Below are 14,716 nucleotides of genomic sequence, written 5' to 3'. Positions count from 1 at the left end.
TGCGGTGTCCGGCCGGGGCTCGGCACCGGAACGGGGCGGCGGACGTGCGTGGGAGCGCCGGCCGGGGTCCCGCGGGCCGGTCCGTGGGAGTCCCGGAGGTCCCGGACGTCGCGGAGCGTGGAAGTTACTGGTGCGTCAGATCTTCGGCACCCCCCGATGCCGGAGTCAACAGGCCGGTCGGACCAATCTCACCGCTCCCCTACACCGAGGGGCATATCGTTCGGAACACACCGTTTCCGCCCGCCCGATCCGAGGAAGAAACCTGTGTCCTTGCTGGTCGTCCTCCTCTCCGTGGGCGCGGCGGCGTGCCTGGGTTTCGGCTTCGTCCTGCAGCAGGACGCCGCCCGCCGCGCCCCGATGAGCGATTTCCTCTCCCCCCGGCTGCTGCTCGACCTGATGAAGGTACGGAGCTGGCTGGCCGGCATCGGGTTCATGGTCTGCGGGATGGTGCTCGGCGCGCTGGCCCTCGGCCAGGGCGAGCTGTCGGTGGTGGAGCCACTGCTGGCGACCAACCTGCTCTTCGCGCTGGGACTGTCGCGCGGGCTCACCGGACAGCGGCTCGGCCGCCAGGGGTGGAGCGGGCTCGTACTGCTCTCCTGCGGGGTCGCCGCGTTTCTGCTCGCGGGTCAGCCGACCGGCGGTCAGGCGGAGACCGATCCGCTGCGGCACTGGCTGATCATCGGCGTGGTGGTGGGGCTCGCGCTGGTCCTCGCCGCCTCCGCCCGGCACGCCCGCCCCGCGGTGGCGCCTTCGCTGCTGGCCCTGGCGGCGGGGTTGCTGTACGGACTCCAGGACGCCCTCACCCGGGAGAGCGGCCAGCTGCTGACCGACGGCGGCTGGCCCGCGCTGGTGGGCAGCTGGCAGCCGTACGTCGTGCTGGTGATCGGTGTGACCGGGCTGATCCTGGTGCAGAGCGCGTTCGAGATGGCGCCGCTGAGGATGTCGCTGCCCGCGCTGACCGCCGCCCAGCCGCTCGCGGGGATCGCCTGCGGCATCGGTTTCCTCGGTGACCAGGTGCGTACGGACCCGGCGGCGCTGGCGGGCCAGGCGGCCGGGCTGGCGGCGATCGTCGCCGGGATCGTGCTGCTCGGGCTGCATCCGGCGCTGCCCGGCGGCAAGGGCGGCGCCCATCCCGCCCGGGACCTGCTGCCCACGGACGGGGGCGGGATCTGACGGGATCCGGCCCGGGTCCGGCTCGGGGGCACGGCGCCCGGGATCCGGCCCGGCTCCGGCTCCGGCTCCTGCTCCGGCTCACGGCGCGGGGTCGGCGGCGTGCTGTTGGATGGGCGGCATGAATCCTGCTGACGAGATCCTGGACATCGTCGACGAGAACGACGAGGTGGTGGGGCGGGCGACGCGCGGTGAGGCGACCGCGCGCGGGCTGCGCCACCGGTGCGTGTTCATCGAGGCGCGCGACGCCGAGGGGCGGGTGTTCGTGCACCGCAGGACGGCCACCAAGATGGTCTTCCCCTCGCACTACGACATGTTCGTCGGTGGCGTGGTCGGCGCGGGCGAGTCGTACGACGAGGCGGCGCTGCGGGAGGCGGAGGAGGAGCTCGGCGTCTCCGGACTGCCGCAGCCCGAGCCGCTGTTCTCGTTCCTGTACGAGAAGGACGGGCACTCCTGGTGGTCCCGGATCTACCAGGTGCGGTGCGAGCTTCCGGTCGATCCGCAGAAGGAGGAGATCGACTGGCACGGCTTCCTCGCGGACGGGGAGCTGGCGGCACGCATCCCCGAGTGGACGTGGACGCCCGACGGGCTGGAGGCGTACCACCGGCTGCGTGCGTTCCGGGACGGGGAGGCGGGCTGACTCCGGGTACGCGAGGAGGGAGGCCGGCTCCGGGGCGTGGGGCGGGCCGGCTCCGGGGCGCGAGGAGGCGGGCTGACCCCGGGTACATGATCACTCCGGCCCGATGTGATCAGAACCGCTCACAAAGGGGCGGATAGGGTGCTCGTGTGAAGGAATTCATACAGAGCCTGCGGTTGTGGTTCGTGCCGCAACGGATCCGCGACGAGGGCGACACCCCGGACTACCGCTTCTCGCTCGCCAACGAGCGGACCTTCCTCGCCTGGATCCGTACGGCCCTGGCCCTGATCGGTGGCGGCTTCGCCGTCGACCAGTTCCTGCCGGGTCTCGCCCGGGGGGTACGCGCGGGCCTGGCGTTCGGACTCCTCGCGGCCGGAGTGCTCTGCGCCCTGCGGGCCGTGAACCACTGGGTCCGCTGCGAACGGGCCATGCGCCGGGGCGAGGACCTGCCCGTCTCCCGGTTCCCGACCCTGCTGAGCCTGGTGGTCGCGGTGGTGGCCGTGGCGATGGTGGTGGTCGTCCTCTTCGGCTGGGAGGGCCGGTGACCGCAGCCGCACCGGAGCCCGCTTCCGGCCCGGCCCGGGACCCGGGCCTCCAGCCGGAACGAACCCGGCTGGCCTGGCGGCGTACCACGCTGTCCGCGACCGTGGCGGCGGTGCTGGCCGGGAAACAGGCCCTGCACGGTGGAGCGACCCTCGGGGCGGTGGTCGCGCTGGCCCTGAGCGCGGCGGCCTGGATCGGCTTCCTGCGGGTGGCGCACCGGCGGGTACGGGCGACCGGTACGGCCCGGCCCGAAACGCTGCCCCCGCGAGCGGCACTGACCGCCGCCGCGTGCACGGTGGCCCTGGCGGTGTTCGCGGCGGCGATGGTGTTCTGAGCGGGACGCGCCGGTGATCCGCGCCCAGCGTGCGCCGCTCACACCCCCGCACGCCCGGAGGCCCGGCCCGAAGGGCGTTTCCCCGTGCCCGGTACGGGCATGCCGCACGGGGGACCGGCGCATCGGCCGGGGCTCCGCCGACCGGCGGATCGCGGCCGGACGAACCGAGGATGGTGGTTGAGCTGCCCGTACCGGACGCTCCCGAGAGGTCCAGCACCGCTGTGATCATCACCAACGGCCGAGGCGAGTACCTCCTGCATCTGCGCGACGCCAACAAGCCGATCTGCGACAGCGGCACCTGGTCCCTGGTGGGCGGCGGCGCCGAGGGGACGGAGACGCCGGACGACGCCATCAGGCGGGAGATCCAGGAGGAGACCGGTCTCGTACTGCCCGACGTCACGGCCTTCACCACGGCGCATGCCGACGGCCCGTACGTCACCGAGGGGCACATCCACGTCTACACCGCCCACTGGGACGGCGACGCGCACGCCCTCCCGGTCAGCGAGGGCATCATGTTCCACTGGTTCGAACTGCCGACGATGGAACATCTGACCATGAGCCCGTGGGCCCACCGGGCCATCAAGGCCCACCACTCCACACGGGCCGGCTGAGTACGGGCCCGCTGAAGTGCGGGTCGCCTGAAGTGCGGGTCGCCTGAAGTACGGGTCGCCTGAAGTACGGGTCGCCTGAAGTACGGGCCGGCTGAACCCCTCGTATGCCCGTGCCGGGTCAGCGCACCCCGCGCGGACGGTACTGGATGCTGACCCTCGGGCCGCAGGCCCGGGTCGTCTTCGGCACCGCGTGCTCCCAGGTCCGCTGGCAGGATCCGCCCATCACGATCAGGTCCCCGTGCCCCAGCGGGCGGCGCAGCGTCCCGCCCGCGTGGTCGCGGGGGCGCAGCAGCAGGTCGCGCGGGGCGCCCACGGAGAGGATGGCGACCATCGTGTCCTCGTACGAGCCCCGGCCGATCCGGTCCCCGTGCCAGGCGACGCTGTCCTGGCCGTCGCGGTAGTGGCAGAGTCCCGCCGTCGCGAAGGGCTCGCCGAGTTCCTCGGCGTAGTGCGCGGACAGCGCATCGCGGGCTTCGGCGAGGACGGGGTGCGGCAGGGCGTCACCTGCCCGGTAGAAGGCCAGCAGGCGCGGTACGTCGACGGTGCGGTCGTACATCCGGCGCTGTTCCCCGTGCCAGGGGACCTCGGTTTCGAGGTGCGCGAAGAGTTCGTCGGCGCCGGACAGCCAGCCCGGCAGCAGGTCGATCCATGCTCCGTGCCCGAGCTCCGTCCGGCGCAGTCCGGTCAGGGGCGCGAGGGCGGGGCCGTCGGACTGGCCGAAGAGCGATGGCTGGAGAAATGAGGACATGAGGCCTACGAGTCTAGTTCATTTGTTCGAATACGGGGGTGCGGCCCATACACCCGGGGCCTCTGCCGCCCCGGGAGGCAGGGGCCCCCGGTCGGGCTGGTCAGCGCCCGCGTTCCCAGGTCCGTAGGACCGCCAGGGCATACGCGACGCGGGTGTCCAGGCTCGCGGAGAGATGGCGGTAGGCCTTGCCCGCACCCCGGTGGTCCAAAACCGTTCCGGCACCGGGCAGACGCCAGCGGGTGCGGGTGGGGCTTCGGAAGCCACCGTCCTCGGCGGTGCCGTCGAAGAAGGAGTAGACCGTCACACAGAGCGCGAAGAGGAACCAGACCGGAGCGGTCACCACGTAGAGCAGCCAGGCGTACCAGGTACCGACCCGGCCCGTGGCTTCCCGCGACGAGCCGGCGAACCGTACCGACCACCGGGTGCGCCGCGGCCAGGGCAGGAGGCGGGAGGCCCGGCGGGTGACGTGGGCCAGGGTGGAGCCTTCGAGCGAGCGGACCTCGTGGACGTCCGGGGCGACAGGGTGGGTCACGCACCACAAGTCGCCGTCCGGCCCGTGGATCCAGAAGGGCGGGGCGGCTGCCCGGCGTCCCGGGCCCTCCTCGGCGCGGGAGGTGAACACCCTGGCGAGTGGCGCGTCTTCGGGGCGCCGCGCGTGGGGCGCGCGGACCGTCGCGGTCATGTCGGCGTCGGGTGGCAGATGGGCCGGAATCGGTTCCGGCACCGGAACGGGGTTGACCGGGGAGATCAGAAACGTGTGCGTCGCGTTGTCCACGGTGTCATCCAAGCGGGTCGACGTCGGAGAGGTGACCGAGCGCGTCACCGACCGCGCTCCGGGCCCGGTCGGCCCGCCCGTGGTTCTTCTCCGATCCGTAGTCGGCCGGGGTGGATACCGGGCGCACGCCTTCCTCGTAGAGGTTCTTGGCGCCGGCTACCGCTCCGTAGCCGCGCGCCGTCCATGACCGGGGGTGATGGAGCGACTGACCCGTCTCGCCGGCCCACCCACGGCGGACCGGGTGCGAGCGCCCCGCCGCCCGCCTCCTCACTCGGGGAGCAGCTCACCCGCACCCGCCTCGGCGGCCTCCGCCGCGGAGTACGAGGAGGTGAAGGTGAAGGCGCGCGGGGACGGGCCGTTGGTCCGCAGGTCGGCCAGCCGCTCCAGCGCCTCGCCGACGGTCGGGACGTGCCCGGCGGGGATCCACCAGAGCACCAGGTGCGCCTCGACGTGCCGGTCGAACCAGTCGCGGCGCTGTCGCACCACTTCCAGGTGACCGCTGCGGTAGGTGAAGTCCCAGAGGGCTTCCGGGGTCTCCCACACCGACATGTTGACGATGACGTTCTCACCGGCCGGGCGCAGGGCCGTGGCGTCGGCCGTTCCGTCCGCCACGAGCCGCCACACGAAGCCGGGCGCGCCGTCCGCCGTGGCGTTGACCGGGTCGAGGGCGTCGACGAACGGTGCGATGCGCGGGTCGTCCAGGGGGTGGAGGAGGGTGGCGACATTGAGCTGGGCCAGGTGGGCGGCGCGCGGGGATGCGGTCATGGCCTCATCCCAGCACGGCCCACTTTTCTATGTCAATGCTCGTTGTTTTTAGAATCCTCGACCACGACACAGCACTCCCCCGGCCGGGCGTCCATCCGGGCACGGACGGGGCCGTCCGTCCCGAGCAGCCCTTCCAGCAGCGCGAGGTTCATGCCGCAGACGAGCGGCGGGAAGCGTTCGGCGACCGCATGGAAGGGGCAGTTGCGCATGCGGACCACGGGGGTCACCGCATCGGCACCCTCCTGGGCGCCCGCACCCTCCAGATGAGGTTCGTAGCCGCGCGCGGCCAGCAGCCGCGCGGCCTCTTCGAGGTCGCCGCAGGCCGCCGCCGGTCCGCGCAGCGCCTCGCCCCGGCGGCGCGCCGCCGCGCGGAGACCGGCGTCGAGGCCGGCCTCCTCGGCAGCCTCGGCGAGGAGTTCGGCGGCGGTGCGGTAGTCGCGGGCGGGGAGCGAGACCGCGAACTCGGCCCGCACCCGCGCGTACACCTTGGCGGGCCGCCCGGCCCCCGGTCCCGAGCGGCCGGACAGCCGGCGACTGGCGCTCTCCAGCAGACCGGCCCCGGCCAGCTTGTCGAGATGGTGCGCGGCCAGGGTGCGCGCCACCCCGACCGCCTCGGCGGCCTCGTTGCGGCCGACCTCGCGGCCCTGGGCCGCCACGTACTCGTACAGGCGGCGGCGTACCGGGTCCTGCAGCATGGCGATCGCGTCGATGTCCTCCACCCGGCCATTCTAGGAACAACGCAGGTTGGAGATAGAAGGCGACGGGGGCGTCCCGCACGCGGGACCCGCCCTACAGAACGGCGTCGAGCAGCCCCGGGAAGCGCGCGTCGAGGTCGTCACGGCGCAGGGTGAGCGAGCGCTGACGGCCCTGGGGGACGTTACGGACGAGGCCCGCCTCGCGCAGGGTCTTCAGGTGGTGGGAGAGCGTCGACTTCGGAATGGGGCCGGAGTCCGGCTGACACTCCGCGACCTCCAGGGAACCGGCGGCGGCGAGGCGTCGCACGATGTCCAGCCGCGCCGGATCGCTCAGCGCGAAGAGGACGCCGGTCAACTCCAGCGCCGCGGTTTCCGGATGGGCGAGATCCCGGGTCGATCCACTCATGGTTCGAGGATACTGGAACTGTCGTGGTTCGAGAAAATTGGAACTGTCGGGCGCGGTGGGCTACGCTCCAACTGTTCGAAAATATTGGAACCATCCTCCTGGAGCTTTCATGCCTCCCGCTCCTCCCACCGCCCCCCACCCCGCTCCGACACCGGCCGTCCGGGGCCCCCGCCTCTCCCGGGCGGCCGGGTTCTGGCTGCTGGCCACGACCCAGTTCACGCTGATGGCCGCCAGCAGCGCGCCCTCCCCGCTCTACTCCGAATACGCCCGCGACTGGGGCCTGTCGGCCACCGCCGTGACCGTCGTCTTCGCCGTCTACGCCCTCGCCGTCCTGGCGGCCCTGCTGGTGGCGGGCGCCCTCTCGGACCATCTGGGCCGCCGCCCGGTGCTGGTCGCCGCACTCGTCGGCGAGGCCGCGGCGATGGCGGTGATGCTGTCCGCCGACGGGGTGGGCCAACTGATCGCCGGCCGGGCCCTTCAGGGGCTGGCCACCGGTGCCGCCGCCGGCGCCATCAGCGCCGGGCTGATCGATCTGCAGCACCCGGGCTCCCGCCTCGGCGCGCTGCTGAACAGCGTCGGCACCACGGGCGGCATGGCGGTGGGCGCGCTGGCCGGTGGCGTACTCACCCAGTACGCGCCCTCCCCGCACGTGGTCGTCTTCGCCCTGCTCGCGGCCGCCTCCCTGGCGCTGGCGGTCGCCGTACCGCTGGTGCCCGAGACCTCCCCGCTGCGCCCCGGCACGCTCGCCTCGCTCCGGCCGCGGGTGTCCGTACCGCACGCGGACCGCAAGGCGTTCCTGATCGCCGCGCCCCCGTTCATCGCCAGCTGGGCAATCGGCGGCCTGTACCTCTCGCTGGGATCGTCGCTGACGGCGGAGATCCTGCACACCGGCAACCACGTCGTCGCCGGTCTCGTGGTGGCGCTGCTGCCCGGCACCGCCGGGATCGCCTGCCTCGCGCTGCGCGACATGGCCCCGCTGCCGATGATGCTCTCCGGCTCCGTGGCCCTGGCCGCCGGAACCCTGCTGACCCTGCCGGCCCTCCTCATGCCGTCGATGCCTCTGCTGCTGGCCGCCACCGTGGTCGCCGGATTCGGCTTCGGCACCGCCTTCTTCGGCGGCTTCCGCATGCTGGCGCAGACCGCCGCCCACGAGCAGCGGGCCCAGCTGTTTTCCGCCGTCTACGTCATGTGCTACCTGGCCAACAGTGTCCCGGCCGTCGCCGCCGGCCTCGCGATTCCCTCGCTGGGTCTGCGCTCCACCGCGACCTGCTACGTGGGAGCGGTCGGCGCGCTGGCCCTGCTGTCGATACCGTTCGGCGTCACCGCCCTGCGGCGCACCGGGCCCGTCCGGGCCGTCCCCGCGGTGGAGGTGGCGTCCGTCACCGCTCCCGGCTCCCTGCTCGGTCCCCGGCCGTGACGGCCTCGAAGGGCGGCAGCAGGGTGCGGGGATCCTGGCCGGATTTCCACAGACCGATCAGGAGCGCGGTCATCGCCTCCAGCTGATCGGCCCGCTCCAGGCCGCCGACGGTGAGCGGTACGTGTCCGAGATCGCGCACCAGAGTGCGTACGGTCTCCAGCGCCGCCTCGTCGTCGCCGCAGAGCGGAACGGCGAGCGGGCCCTCGGGGGTGGCGGCGGCGTGCGGGCCCAGCCGCCACACGGAGTCGGGGAGGTGGTTGAACGCCTTGACCACCTCGGCCCCGGTGGTACGGGCGAGGGTGCGGGCGGCACCCGGGCCGGTGCCGGTGGTGAGCAGCAGACCGGGGCCGATCGCGTTGGTGCAGTCGATCAGCGTCCGGCCGCGCAACGCCCCTGTGCCGGAGCCGAGTCCGGCCAGTACGTCCGCCAGGGTGTCGTGGGGCAGGGCGAGCAGGACCGCGTCCCCGAACCGGGCCGCCTCGCCCAGGGTGCCGGGGCGGCCGCCGGCCCGGGCGGCGAGGGCGCGTGACCGCTCCGGCGACCGGCCGCCGAAGAGCACCTCGTGTCCGGCCGCGACCCAGCGCGTACCGAGTGCGTCCGCCATGTTTCCCGTACCGAGCACGCCGATGCGCATCCGTCTTCCCTCCTCCGTCGCCGCCGCTCTCCGGTGCGGGAGCGGCTCCTGCGACGTTAGGAGATGCGACACCTACCATGTGGTGCCCAAGTGGTCGGCGAAAAGGGGGCGTTGTGGAACGGGTGCTGGCCGACTGCCGGGCGAGACTCGGGTTCGACCTGCTGGCGAACACCTGGAACGCCGTGGTGATCCAGGCACTGGGAGCGGGCCCGCTGCGCCCGCGCGATCTGCGCGCGGCGATCGGCTCGATCAGCTCCAAGGTGCTCAACGAGACCCTGCGCAGGCTCACGGAGTACGCGCTGGTGGAGCGCACGGTCCACGCCGGGGCGCCGCGCCGCGTCGAGTACGCGCTGACCCCGCTCGGGCGGACGCTGCTGGAGCCGATCGCGGCGCTGGGCCGCTGGTCGGCCGAGCACGGGGACGCGTTCGTGGCGGCACAGGGCTGGGACGACTGAGGCGCGCGCCGGTCCGATCCCGATCCGGATCCGGCGCGCACCGGATCGGGGTCGGGGTCAGGGTCGGCCGGCGCGGTGTCACCAAGCGGTGTCACCAAGCGGTGTCACCAAGCAGCACCATCGGGCAGCTCCCCGGGCGGTGTCACCAGCGCGGGATCGCCGGGGTCGCCCACGCGGGGTCGGCCTTGCGCATCGCCGCCGCGTCGTCGCGGTCGCGCATGGTGCCGTCGTCGTCCAGCCAGCGCCGGTGGAGGGCGGCCAGTCGGTCCCGGTCGAGTTCGACGCCGAGGCCGGGTGCGTCGGAGACGGTCAGCCGCCCGTCCTCGAACACGTGGCGGGTGGTGATGACGTCCTCGGTCTGCCAGGGGTAGTGGCTGTCGCAGGCGTAGTCGAGGTTGGGCACGGTGGCGGCGACGTGGGTCATCGCGGCGAGGCTGATGCCGAGGTGGGTGTTGGAGTGCATGGAGAGGCCCACCCCGAACGTGCGGCAGATGCCTGCCAGTTCACGGGTGCGGTGCAGTCCGCCCCAGTAGTGGTGGTCGGAGAGGACGACCTGCACCGCGTCCTTCGCGAAGGCCTCGGGCAGCTCGGCGAGCGTGGTGACGCACATGTTGGTGGCGAGCGGGACGTCCGTGCCCGCCGATACCTCCGCCATCGCCGGGGTTCCGCTCGCCGGGTCCTCCAAGTACTCCAGTACGCCGCCCAGTTCGCGGGCGACGTGGAGCGAGGTCTCCACCGACCAGGCGCCGTTGGGGTCGAGTCGCAGCGGGCGGCCGGGGAACGCCTCGGCGAGCGCGCGGATCGCGGCGATCTCCTCGTCGGGCGGGAAGACACCGCCCTTGAGCTTGAACGAGCCGAAACCGTACTCCCGGGCGAAGCGTCGGGCCTGGGCGACGACCCCGGCCGGGTCGACGGCGGCGCCCCAGTCGTCCGCCTCGCCGCCCTCGGGGTGGGCCGCCCAGCGGTAGAAGAGGTACGCACTGTAGTCGACGGCGTCGCGGACCTTGCCGCCGAGCAGGGCGTGCACGGGGAGGCCGAGCGCCTTGCCGAGCGCGTCCAGGCAGGCGACCTCGAAGCCGGAGACGACGGAGAGCCGGAGCTTGTCGGCCGTACGGACACCCCGCAGGCCACCCGCGTCGACGCCCTCCTCCTCGCCCCCGGCCGCACGGGAGTCGCCGCACACCTCCTCCGCGACGGCGAAGAGGCCGTTCAGATCGCTGACCGACCGGCCCGGCAGCGCCTGGGCGAGCGGGCGGGCGAGATCGAGGTAGACGGAGTCGCCGTACGTCTCCCCGATCCCGGTGACGCCACCCCGTGTGACCACTTCCACGATGAGTCGCGGGGTGTAGGGCTGGTGCACGCCCTGGGTGTTGAGCAGCGGCGGGTCGGCTATGAGAATCGGGGTGAGCCGGACATCCTCGATCAACAACGCTGTATCCATACGTGAACTCTATTCAGGGATACGTCCGTACGCCAGGGCGGACGCCGTCATGGACGCCGTGGTGGACGCCGTGGCGAACACCAGGGCGTCCACCAGGACGGGGATCCGGTGGACACCGGGGCGGGGGCCCGGGTGGACGCCCGCCCCCTGGGCTCGGCCGCACTTCACGGCCGCGGATTCGGGCCACTCACTGGACGACATACCGACTGGTCGGCATCATGGGCACGTTCGGTCCACCACCCCCGGAGGTGCGCGTCATGAGCTCAGTCCCCCCGCCAGGACTCGACCCCGTCCTGCTGCGCGGCCATCTCGACCGCGAGCGGCCGGGGCTGGTGAGCGGACCGCTCGAAGCGCGGCTCATCGAGGGCGGCCGGTCGAACCTGACGTACACCGTCACCGACTCCGTCCGCACCTGGGTGGTCCGCAGACCGCCGCTGGGCCACGTCCTCGCCACCGCGCACGACATGAAGCGCGAGCACCGGGTGATCGACGCCCTGCACCCGACCGCCGTCCCGGTGCCCGAGGCGGTGCTGCTCTGCGAGGACGACTCCGTCATCGGGGCGCCGTTCTACGTCATGGAGTACGTGGAGGGCACCCCTTTCCGTACCGCCGAGCAGCTCGCCCCGCTCGGCGCCGAGCGGACCCGGCAGGTGGTGCTGGGACTGGTGGACACCCTGGTCGACCTGCACGCCGTGGATCCGGCGGCGGTCGGGCTCGGCGACTTCGGCCACCCCGAGGGCTTCCTCGACCGGCAACTGCGGCGCTGGGGGAAGCAGTTGGACGCCTCGCGCAACCGCGAGCTGCCCGGCATCGACGAACTGCACGCCGGCCTCGGCCGCGCGCTGCCCGACTCGCCCGCCCCGACCGTGGTGCACGGCGACTACCGCCTGGACAACGTGCTGATCGGCGCCGACGACTCCGTCAAGGCCGTGCTCGACTGGGAGATGTCCACCCTCGGCGACCCGCTCACCGACCTCGGCCTGCTGGTGATGTACAGCTCCGACCTGGGACTCCCGAAGTCGCCCGTCTCCACGACGAGCGGCGCCCCGGGCCACCCCTCCCCCGCCGAGCTGATCGAGCGCTACGCCGCCCGCTCCGGCCGCGACACCTCCGCCCTCTCCTGGTACACCGCGTTCGCGTGGTTCAAGCTCGCCGTGATCCTGGAGGGAATCCACTACCGCTACACCCTCGGCCAGACGGTCGGCGCGGGCTTCGACCGCATCGGCGAACTCGTCCCCCTCTTCATCGAGCACGGCCTCACCACCTTCCAGGAAGGCTGATCACCCGCATGGACTTCGCATTCGACGCCCGCACCGAGGAGCTGCGCACCAGGCTGCTCACCTTCATGGACGAGCACGTCCACCCGGCGGAGAAGACCGCCGAGGAGCAGCGGGCACGGCTCGCCTCGCCCTGGGAGACCCCTCCGGTGGTGGCGGAGCTGAAGGCCGAGGCGCGCCGCCAGGGTCTGTGGAACCTCTTCCTGCCGGACGCCGAGCACGGCGCGGGGCTGACCAACCTCCAGTACGCGCCGCTCGCCGAAATCAGCGGCCGCTCGCCGCAGTTGGCGCCGACCGCGCTGAACTGCGCGGCGCCGGACACCGGGAACATGGAGGTGCTCCACCAGTTCGGTACGGACGCGCAGAAGAAGCAGTGGCTGGAGCCGCTGCTGGCGGGCGAGATCCGTTCGGGGTTCGCCATGACGGAGCCCGAGGTGGCGTCCTCCGACGCGACCAACATCGAGACCCGGATCACGCGCGACGGCGACGACTACGTCATCAACGGTCGCAAGTGGTACATCTCCGGGGCGATGAACCCGGACTGCGCGATCTTCATCGTGATGGGCAAGACCGACCCGGACGGCGAGGACATCCGTCGCCAGCAGTCGATGATCCTGGTCCCGCGCGACACCCCCGGCCTCGAAGTGCGCCGCGCCATGCGGGTGTACGGGTACGAGGACCACTGGCACGGCGGACACGCCGAACTCGTCTTCACCGACGTCCGCGTGCCGGTGGCCAATCTGATCGGCGAGGAGGGCGGCGGTTTCGGCATCGCCCAGGCGCGGCTCGGCCCGGGGCGCATCCACCACTGCATGCGGCTGATCGGCATGGCGGAGCGCGCGATCGAGCTGATGTGCCGCCGCGCGGTCTCCCGTACGGCCTTCGGCAAGCCGCTCGCCCAGCAGGGCGTGGTGCAGAACTGGATCGCGGACGCCCGGGTGACCGTCGAGCAACTGCGGCTTCTGGTACTGAAGACGGCGTGGCTGATGGACACCGTGGGCAACCGGGGAGCGCACACCGAGATCCAGGCCATCAAGATCGCCACGCCCCGCGCGGTGCTCGGCATCCTCGACGACGCGGTCCAGTTGCACGGCGCCGGGGGCGTGAGCCAGGACTTCCCGCTCGCCGAACTCTGGGCTTCCGCGCGGACCTTGCGCCTGGCGGACGGGCCGGACGAGGTGCACCAGCGTTCGCTGGCGCGGCGGGAGATCAAGAAGTACCTCTGACGACGGGTGCCGCAGAAGCCGGACGGCCGGTGCGCGGGGCGTGTGGGCTCCGCGCACCGGACCGCCGGTCGGTGTCCGCCGGATGCCGGGGATCAGAAGGTCAGTGACCAGCTGTTGATGTACCCGGTGTCGGAGGACGCCGTGTCCTGCACCTTCAACTTCCAGACTCCGTTGGCGACTTCGGACGAGGCGTTGACGGTGTAGGTGGCCACGACGTTGTCCGCCGAGTCGCTGCTGCTCGCGCTCTTCAGCCGGTAGGCGGTGCCGTCCGGTGCCACCAGGTCGACCACGAGGTCACCGCGCCAGGTGTGCCGGATGTCCACGTCCACCTTGAGGGTGGCGGGCGCGTTGCCGGTGCGCCCGGAGACGGTGATGGCGGAGGTGACGGCAGCGCCGTTGTCCGGCACGGTCACGTCCGTGGCGTTGGTGAACACCGTCCCGGCCGGCGGGGTGGCCGTGGCGGCCGAGAGGTTCCAGACCGCGTAGGCGATGGCGTCGCTGTTGCGGTCGAGTGCGGTGTCGTCGATGTTGACGGAGCTGTCGCAGGAGGCGTGGTAGCAGCGGTCGAAGGCCAGGCCCGAGGTGCCGCCCCACTTCTGCGCCTGCGCGGCGGTCTTGATGTAGTCGGCGCCGGAGAAGAGTCCGCCGACCGGGACGCCCGCCGTCTTGAAGGGCGCATGGTCGGAGCGGCCGTCGCCCTCGGTCTCGATCTCGGTCGCTATCGAGAGGCCCGCGTAGTAGTCCTTGAAGGTCTGCTCGATCGTCGGGTCGTCGTCGTAGACGAAGTAGCCGGGGTTGGGCGAGCCGATCATGTCGAAGTTGAGGTAGCCGGTGAGCTTGGCGCGTTCGGTGGCCGCCAGATTGTTGACGTAGTACTTCGACCCGACCATGCCCAGCTCCTCCGCGCCCCACCAGGCGAAGCGGAGGTGCTTGTCCGGCTGGTAGCCGGCCCGGGAGACGGCGAGTGCGGTCTCCAGTACGGCGGCCGAGCCGGAGCCGTTGTCGTTGATCCCGGCGCCGGCGGTCACCGAGTCCAGGTGGGCCCCCGCCATCAGGACCTTCGAGGTGTCGCCGCCCGGCCAGTCCGCGACCAGGTTGTAGCCGGTGGAGCCGCTGGAGGTGAACTGCTGGAGGGTGGTGGTGTATCCGGCGGCGTCGAGCTTCGCCTTCACGTAGTCGACGGACGCCTTGTAGCCGGTACGGCCGTGGGCGCGGTTGCCGCCGTTGGCGGTGGCGATCGACTGGAGCTGGGTCAGGTGGGCCTTGACGTTGGCGAGCGGGATGTCGGGGGCGGCGACCGCCGTCACCGTCGCGGGGGCGGGTACGACGACGGGGGCCGCGGAGTGCGCGGCCCCCGTCGTCACGAACAGGGAGGCCACCGCGAGGGCGGCGGCGGAGGGCAGGGTTCTGCGCAGGACCGGTCTCATCACATGCTCCGATTTCCGTGAAAGGTGACGGAAGGCGCGGGGGGTATCCGGCCGGGGCGGTACCCCCGGCCGGACCTGGAGCTGGTGGTGCGCGGTGCGATGCGGCGTGCGGGCGCGCGTGCGGCGTACGTGTGCGGTGTACGGGTGCGGCGTGC

The 14,716-nt window shown here is 72.4% G+C and carries 18 protein-coding genes; 9 read left to right on the top strand and 9 right to left on the bottom strand.

The features are described 5' to 3' along the window. Window positions 1-264: 264 nt before the first annotated feature. The 5 genes from ACWCWD_RS12725 (at window position 265) to ACWCWD_RS12705 (ending at window position 3,295) form a co-directional block, all read left to right on the top strand. The gene (locus ACWCWD_RS12725; protein ID WP_450772429.1) at window positions 265-1,173 is read left to right on the top strand and encodes a DMT family transporter; all 909 of its coding nucleotides are present in this window, start codon (window positions 265-267) and stop codon (window positions 1,171-1,173) included. 118 nt (window positions 1,174-1,291) lie between these two features. After that, entirely contained in the window at window positions 1,292-1,810 is a 519-nt protein-coding gene (locus ACWCWD_RS12720) for an NUDIX hydrolase (protein ID WP_450772427.1), read from the top strand. 146 nt (window positions 1,811-1,956) lie between these two features. Continuing rightward, window positions 1,957-2,352: a YidH family protein gene (locus tag ACWCWD_RS12715; RefSeq protein ID WP_450772425.1), complete on the top strand. Its 396-nt coding sequence runs from the start codon at window positions 1,957-1,959 to the stop codon at window positions 2,350-2,352. Then, window positions 2,349-2,684 (top strand): DUF202 domain-containing protein, encoded by a 336-nt coding sequence (locus ACWCWD_RS12710; RefSeq protein ID WP_450772423.1) that lies wholly within the window; start codon window positions 2,349-2,351, stop codon window positions 2,682-2,684. The genes ACWCWD_RS12715 and ACWCWD_RS12710 overlap by 4 nt, the downstream gene beginning before the upstream one ends. A gap of 170 nt (window positions 2,685-2,854) precedes the next feature. Further along, window positions 2,855-3,295, top strand: coding sequence for an NUDIX domain-containing protein (locus tag ACWCWD_RS12705; RefSeq protein WP_450772422.1), 441 nt, complete (start codon window positions 2,855-2,857; stop codon window positions 3,293-3,295). Window positions 3,296-3,413: 118 nt separating this feature from the next. Here the strand turns inward: ACWCWD_RS12705 and ACWCWD_RS12700 are convergent, their stop codons facing one another. From ACWCWD_RS12700 to ACWCWD_RS12675, 6 genes are all read right to left on the bottom strand, one after another. Next, on the bottom strand, window positions 3,414-4,043 hold the full coding sequence (locus tag ACWCWD_RS12700; protein ID WP_450772421.1) for an alpha-ketoglutarate-dependent dioxygenase AlkB: 630 nt from the start codon (window positions 4,041-4,043) through the stop codon (window positions 3,414-3,416). A gap of 100 nt (window positions 4,044-4,143) precedes the next feature. Beyond that, window positions 4,144-4,818, bottom strand: a complete 675-nt coding sequence (locus ACWCWD_RS12695) for a hypothetical protein (RefSeq protein WP_450772419.1) — start codon at window positions 4,816-4,818, stop codon at window positions 4,144-4,146. A gap of 4 nt (window positions 4,819-4,822) precedes the next feature. Then, window positions 4,823-4,945: a hypothetical protein gene (locus tag ACWCWD_RS12690; RefSeq protein WP_450772418.1), complete on the bottom strand. Its 123-nt coding sequence runs from the start codon at window positions 4,943-4,945 to the stop codon at window positions 4,823-4,825. Between the two features lie 140 nt (window positions 4,946-5,085). After that, window positions 5,086-5,583 carry a DUF3291 domain-containing protein gene (locus ACWCWD_RS12685; RefSeq protein ID WP_450772416.1) on the bottom strand — a complete coding sequence of 166 codons (498 nt, stop codon included), beginning with the start codon at window positions 5,581-5,583 and terminating at the stop codon, window positions 5,086-5,088. A 32-nt stretch (window positions 5,584-5,615) separates the two neighbouring features. Next, window positions 5,616-6,302: a helix-turn-helix transcriptional regulator gene (locus tag ACWCWD_RS12680; protein ID WP_450772414.1), complete on the bottom strand. Its 687-nt coding sequence runs from the start codon at window positions 6,300-6,302 to the stop codon at window positions 5,616-5,618. A 70-nt stretch (window positions 6,303-6,372) separates the two neighbouring features. Further along, window positions 6,373-6,684, bottom strand: coding sequence for an ArsR/SmtB family transcription factor (locus ACWCWD_RS12675; RefSeq protein ID WP_450772412.1), 312 nt, complete (start codon window positions 6,682-6,684; stop codon window positions 6,373-6,375). A gap of 109 nt (window positions 6,685-6,793) precedes the next feature. Between ACWCWD_RS12675 and ACWCWD_RS12670 the strand changes: the two genes are divergently transcribed. Next, entirely contained in the window at window positions 6,794-8,101 is a 1,308-nt protein-coding gene (locus ACWCWD_RS12670; protein WP_450772410.1) for an MFS transporter, read from the top strand. Here ACWCWD_RS12670 and ACWCWD_RS12665 read toward each other — a convergent pair. Then, window positions 8,064-8,735, bottom strand: coding sequence for an NADPH-dependent F420 reductase (locus ACWCWD_RS12665; protein WP_450772408.1), 672 nt, complete (start codon window positions 8,733-8,735; stop codon window positions 8,064-8,066). The two genes, ACWCWD_RS12670 and ACWCWD_RS12665, sit on opposite strands and share 38 nt — an antisense overlap. Window positions 8,736-8,812: 77 nt before the next feature. Between ACWCWD_RS12665 and ACWCWD_RS12660 the strand changes: the two genes are divergently transcribed. Then, window positions 8,813-9,190, top strand: a complete 378-nt coding sequence (locus tag ACWCWD_RS12660; RefSeq protein WP_450772406.1) for a winged helix-turn-helix transcriptional regulator — start codon at window positions 8,813-8,815, stop codon at window positions 9,188-9,190. Between the two features lie 142 nt (window positions 9,191-9,332). Here ACWCWD_RS12660 and ACWCWD_RS12655 read toward each other — a convergent pair whose 3' ends face one another. Next, window positions 9,333-10,631, bottom strand: a complete 1,299-nt coding sequence (locus ACWCWD_RS12655) for a glucarate dehydratase family protein (protein WP_450772404.1) — start codon at window positions 10,629-10,631, stop codon at window positions 9,333-9,335. A 257-nt stretch (window positions 10,632-10,888) separates the two neighbouring features. Between ACWCWD_RS12655 and ACWCWD_RS12650 the strand changes: the two genes are divergently transcribed. Continuing rightward, window positions 10,889-11,911 carry a phosphotransferase family protein gene (locus ACWCWD_RS12650; protein ID WP_450772403.1) on the top strand — a complete coding sequence of 341 codons (1,023 nt, stop codon included), beginning with the start codon at window positions 10,889-10,891 and terminating at the stop codon, window positions 11,909-11,911. An 8-nt stretch (window positions 11,912-11,919) separates the two neighbouring features. Next, on the top strand, window positions 11,920-13,134 hold the full coding sequence (locus ACWCWD_RS12645) for an acyl-CoA dehydrogenase family protein (RefSeq protein WP_450772401.1): 1,215 nt from the start codon (window positions 11,920-11,922) through the stop codon (window positions 13,132-13,134). A 92-nt stretch (window positions 13,135-13,226) separates the two neighbouring features. Here ACWCWD_RS12645 and ACWCWD_RS12640 read toward each other — a convergent pair whose 3' ends face one another. Next, complete coding sequence (locus ACWCWD_RS12640) at window positions 13,227-14,561, bottom strand: M28 family metallopeptidase (RefSeq protein ID WP_450772399.1); 1,335 nt, start codon at window positions 14,559-14,561, stop codon at window positions 13,227-13,229. Between the last annotated feature and the right edge of the window lie 155 nt (window positions 14,562-14,716).

The sequence above is a fragment of the Streptomyces sp. NPDC001493 genome (assembly GCF_053597235.1).
This window is presented reverse-complemented; position numbering and strand designations above follow the sequence as displayed.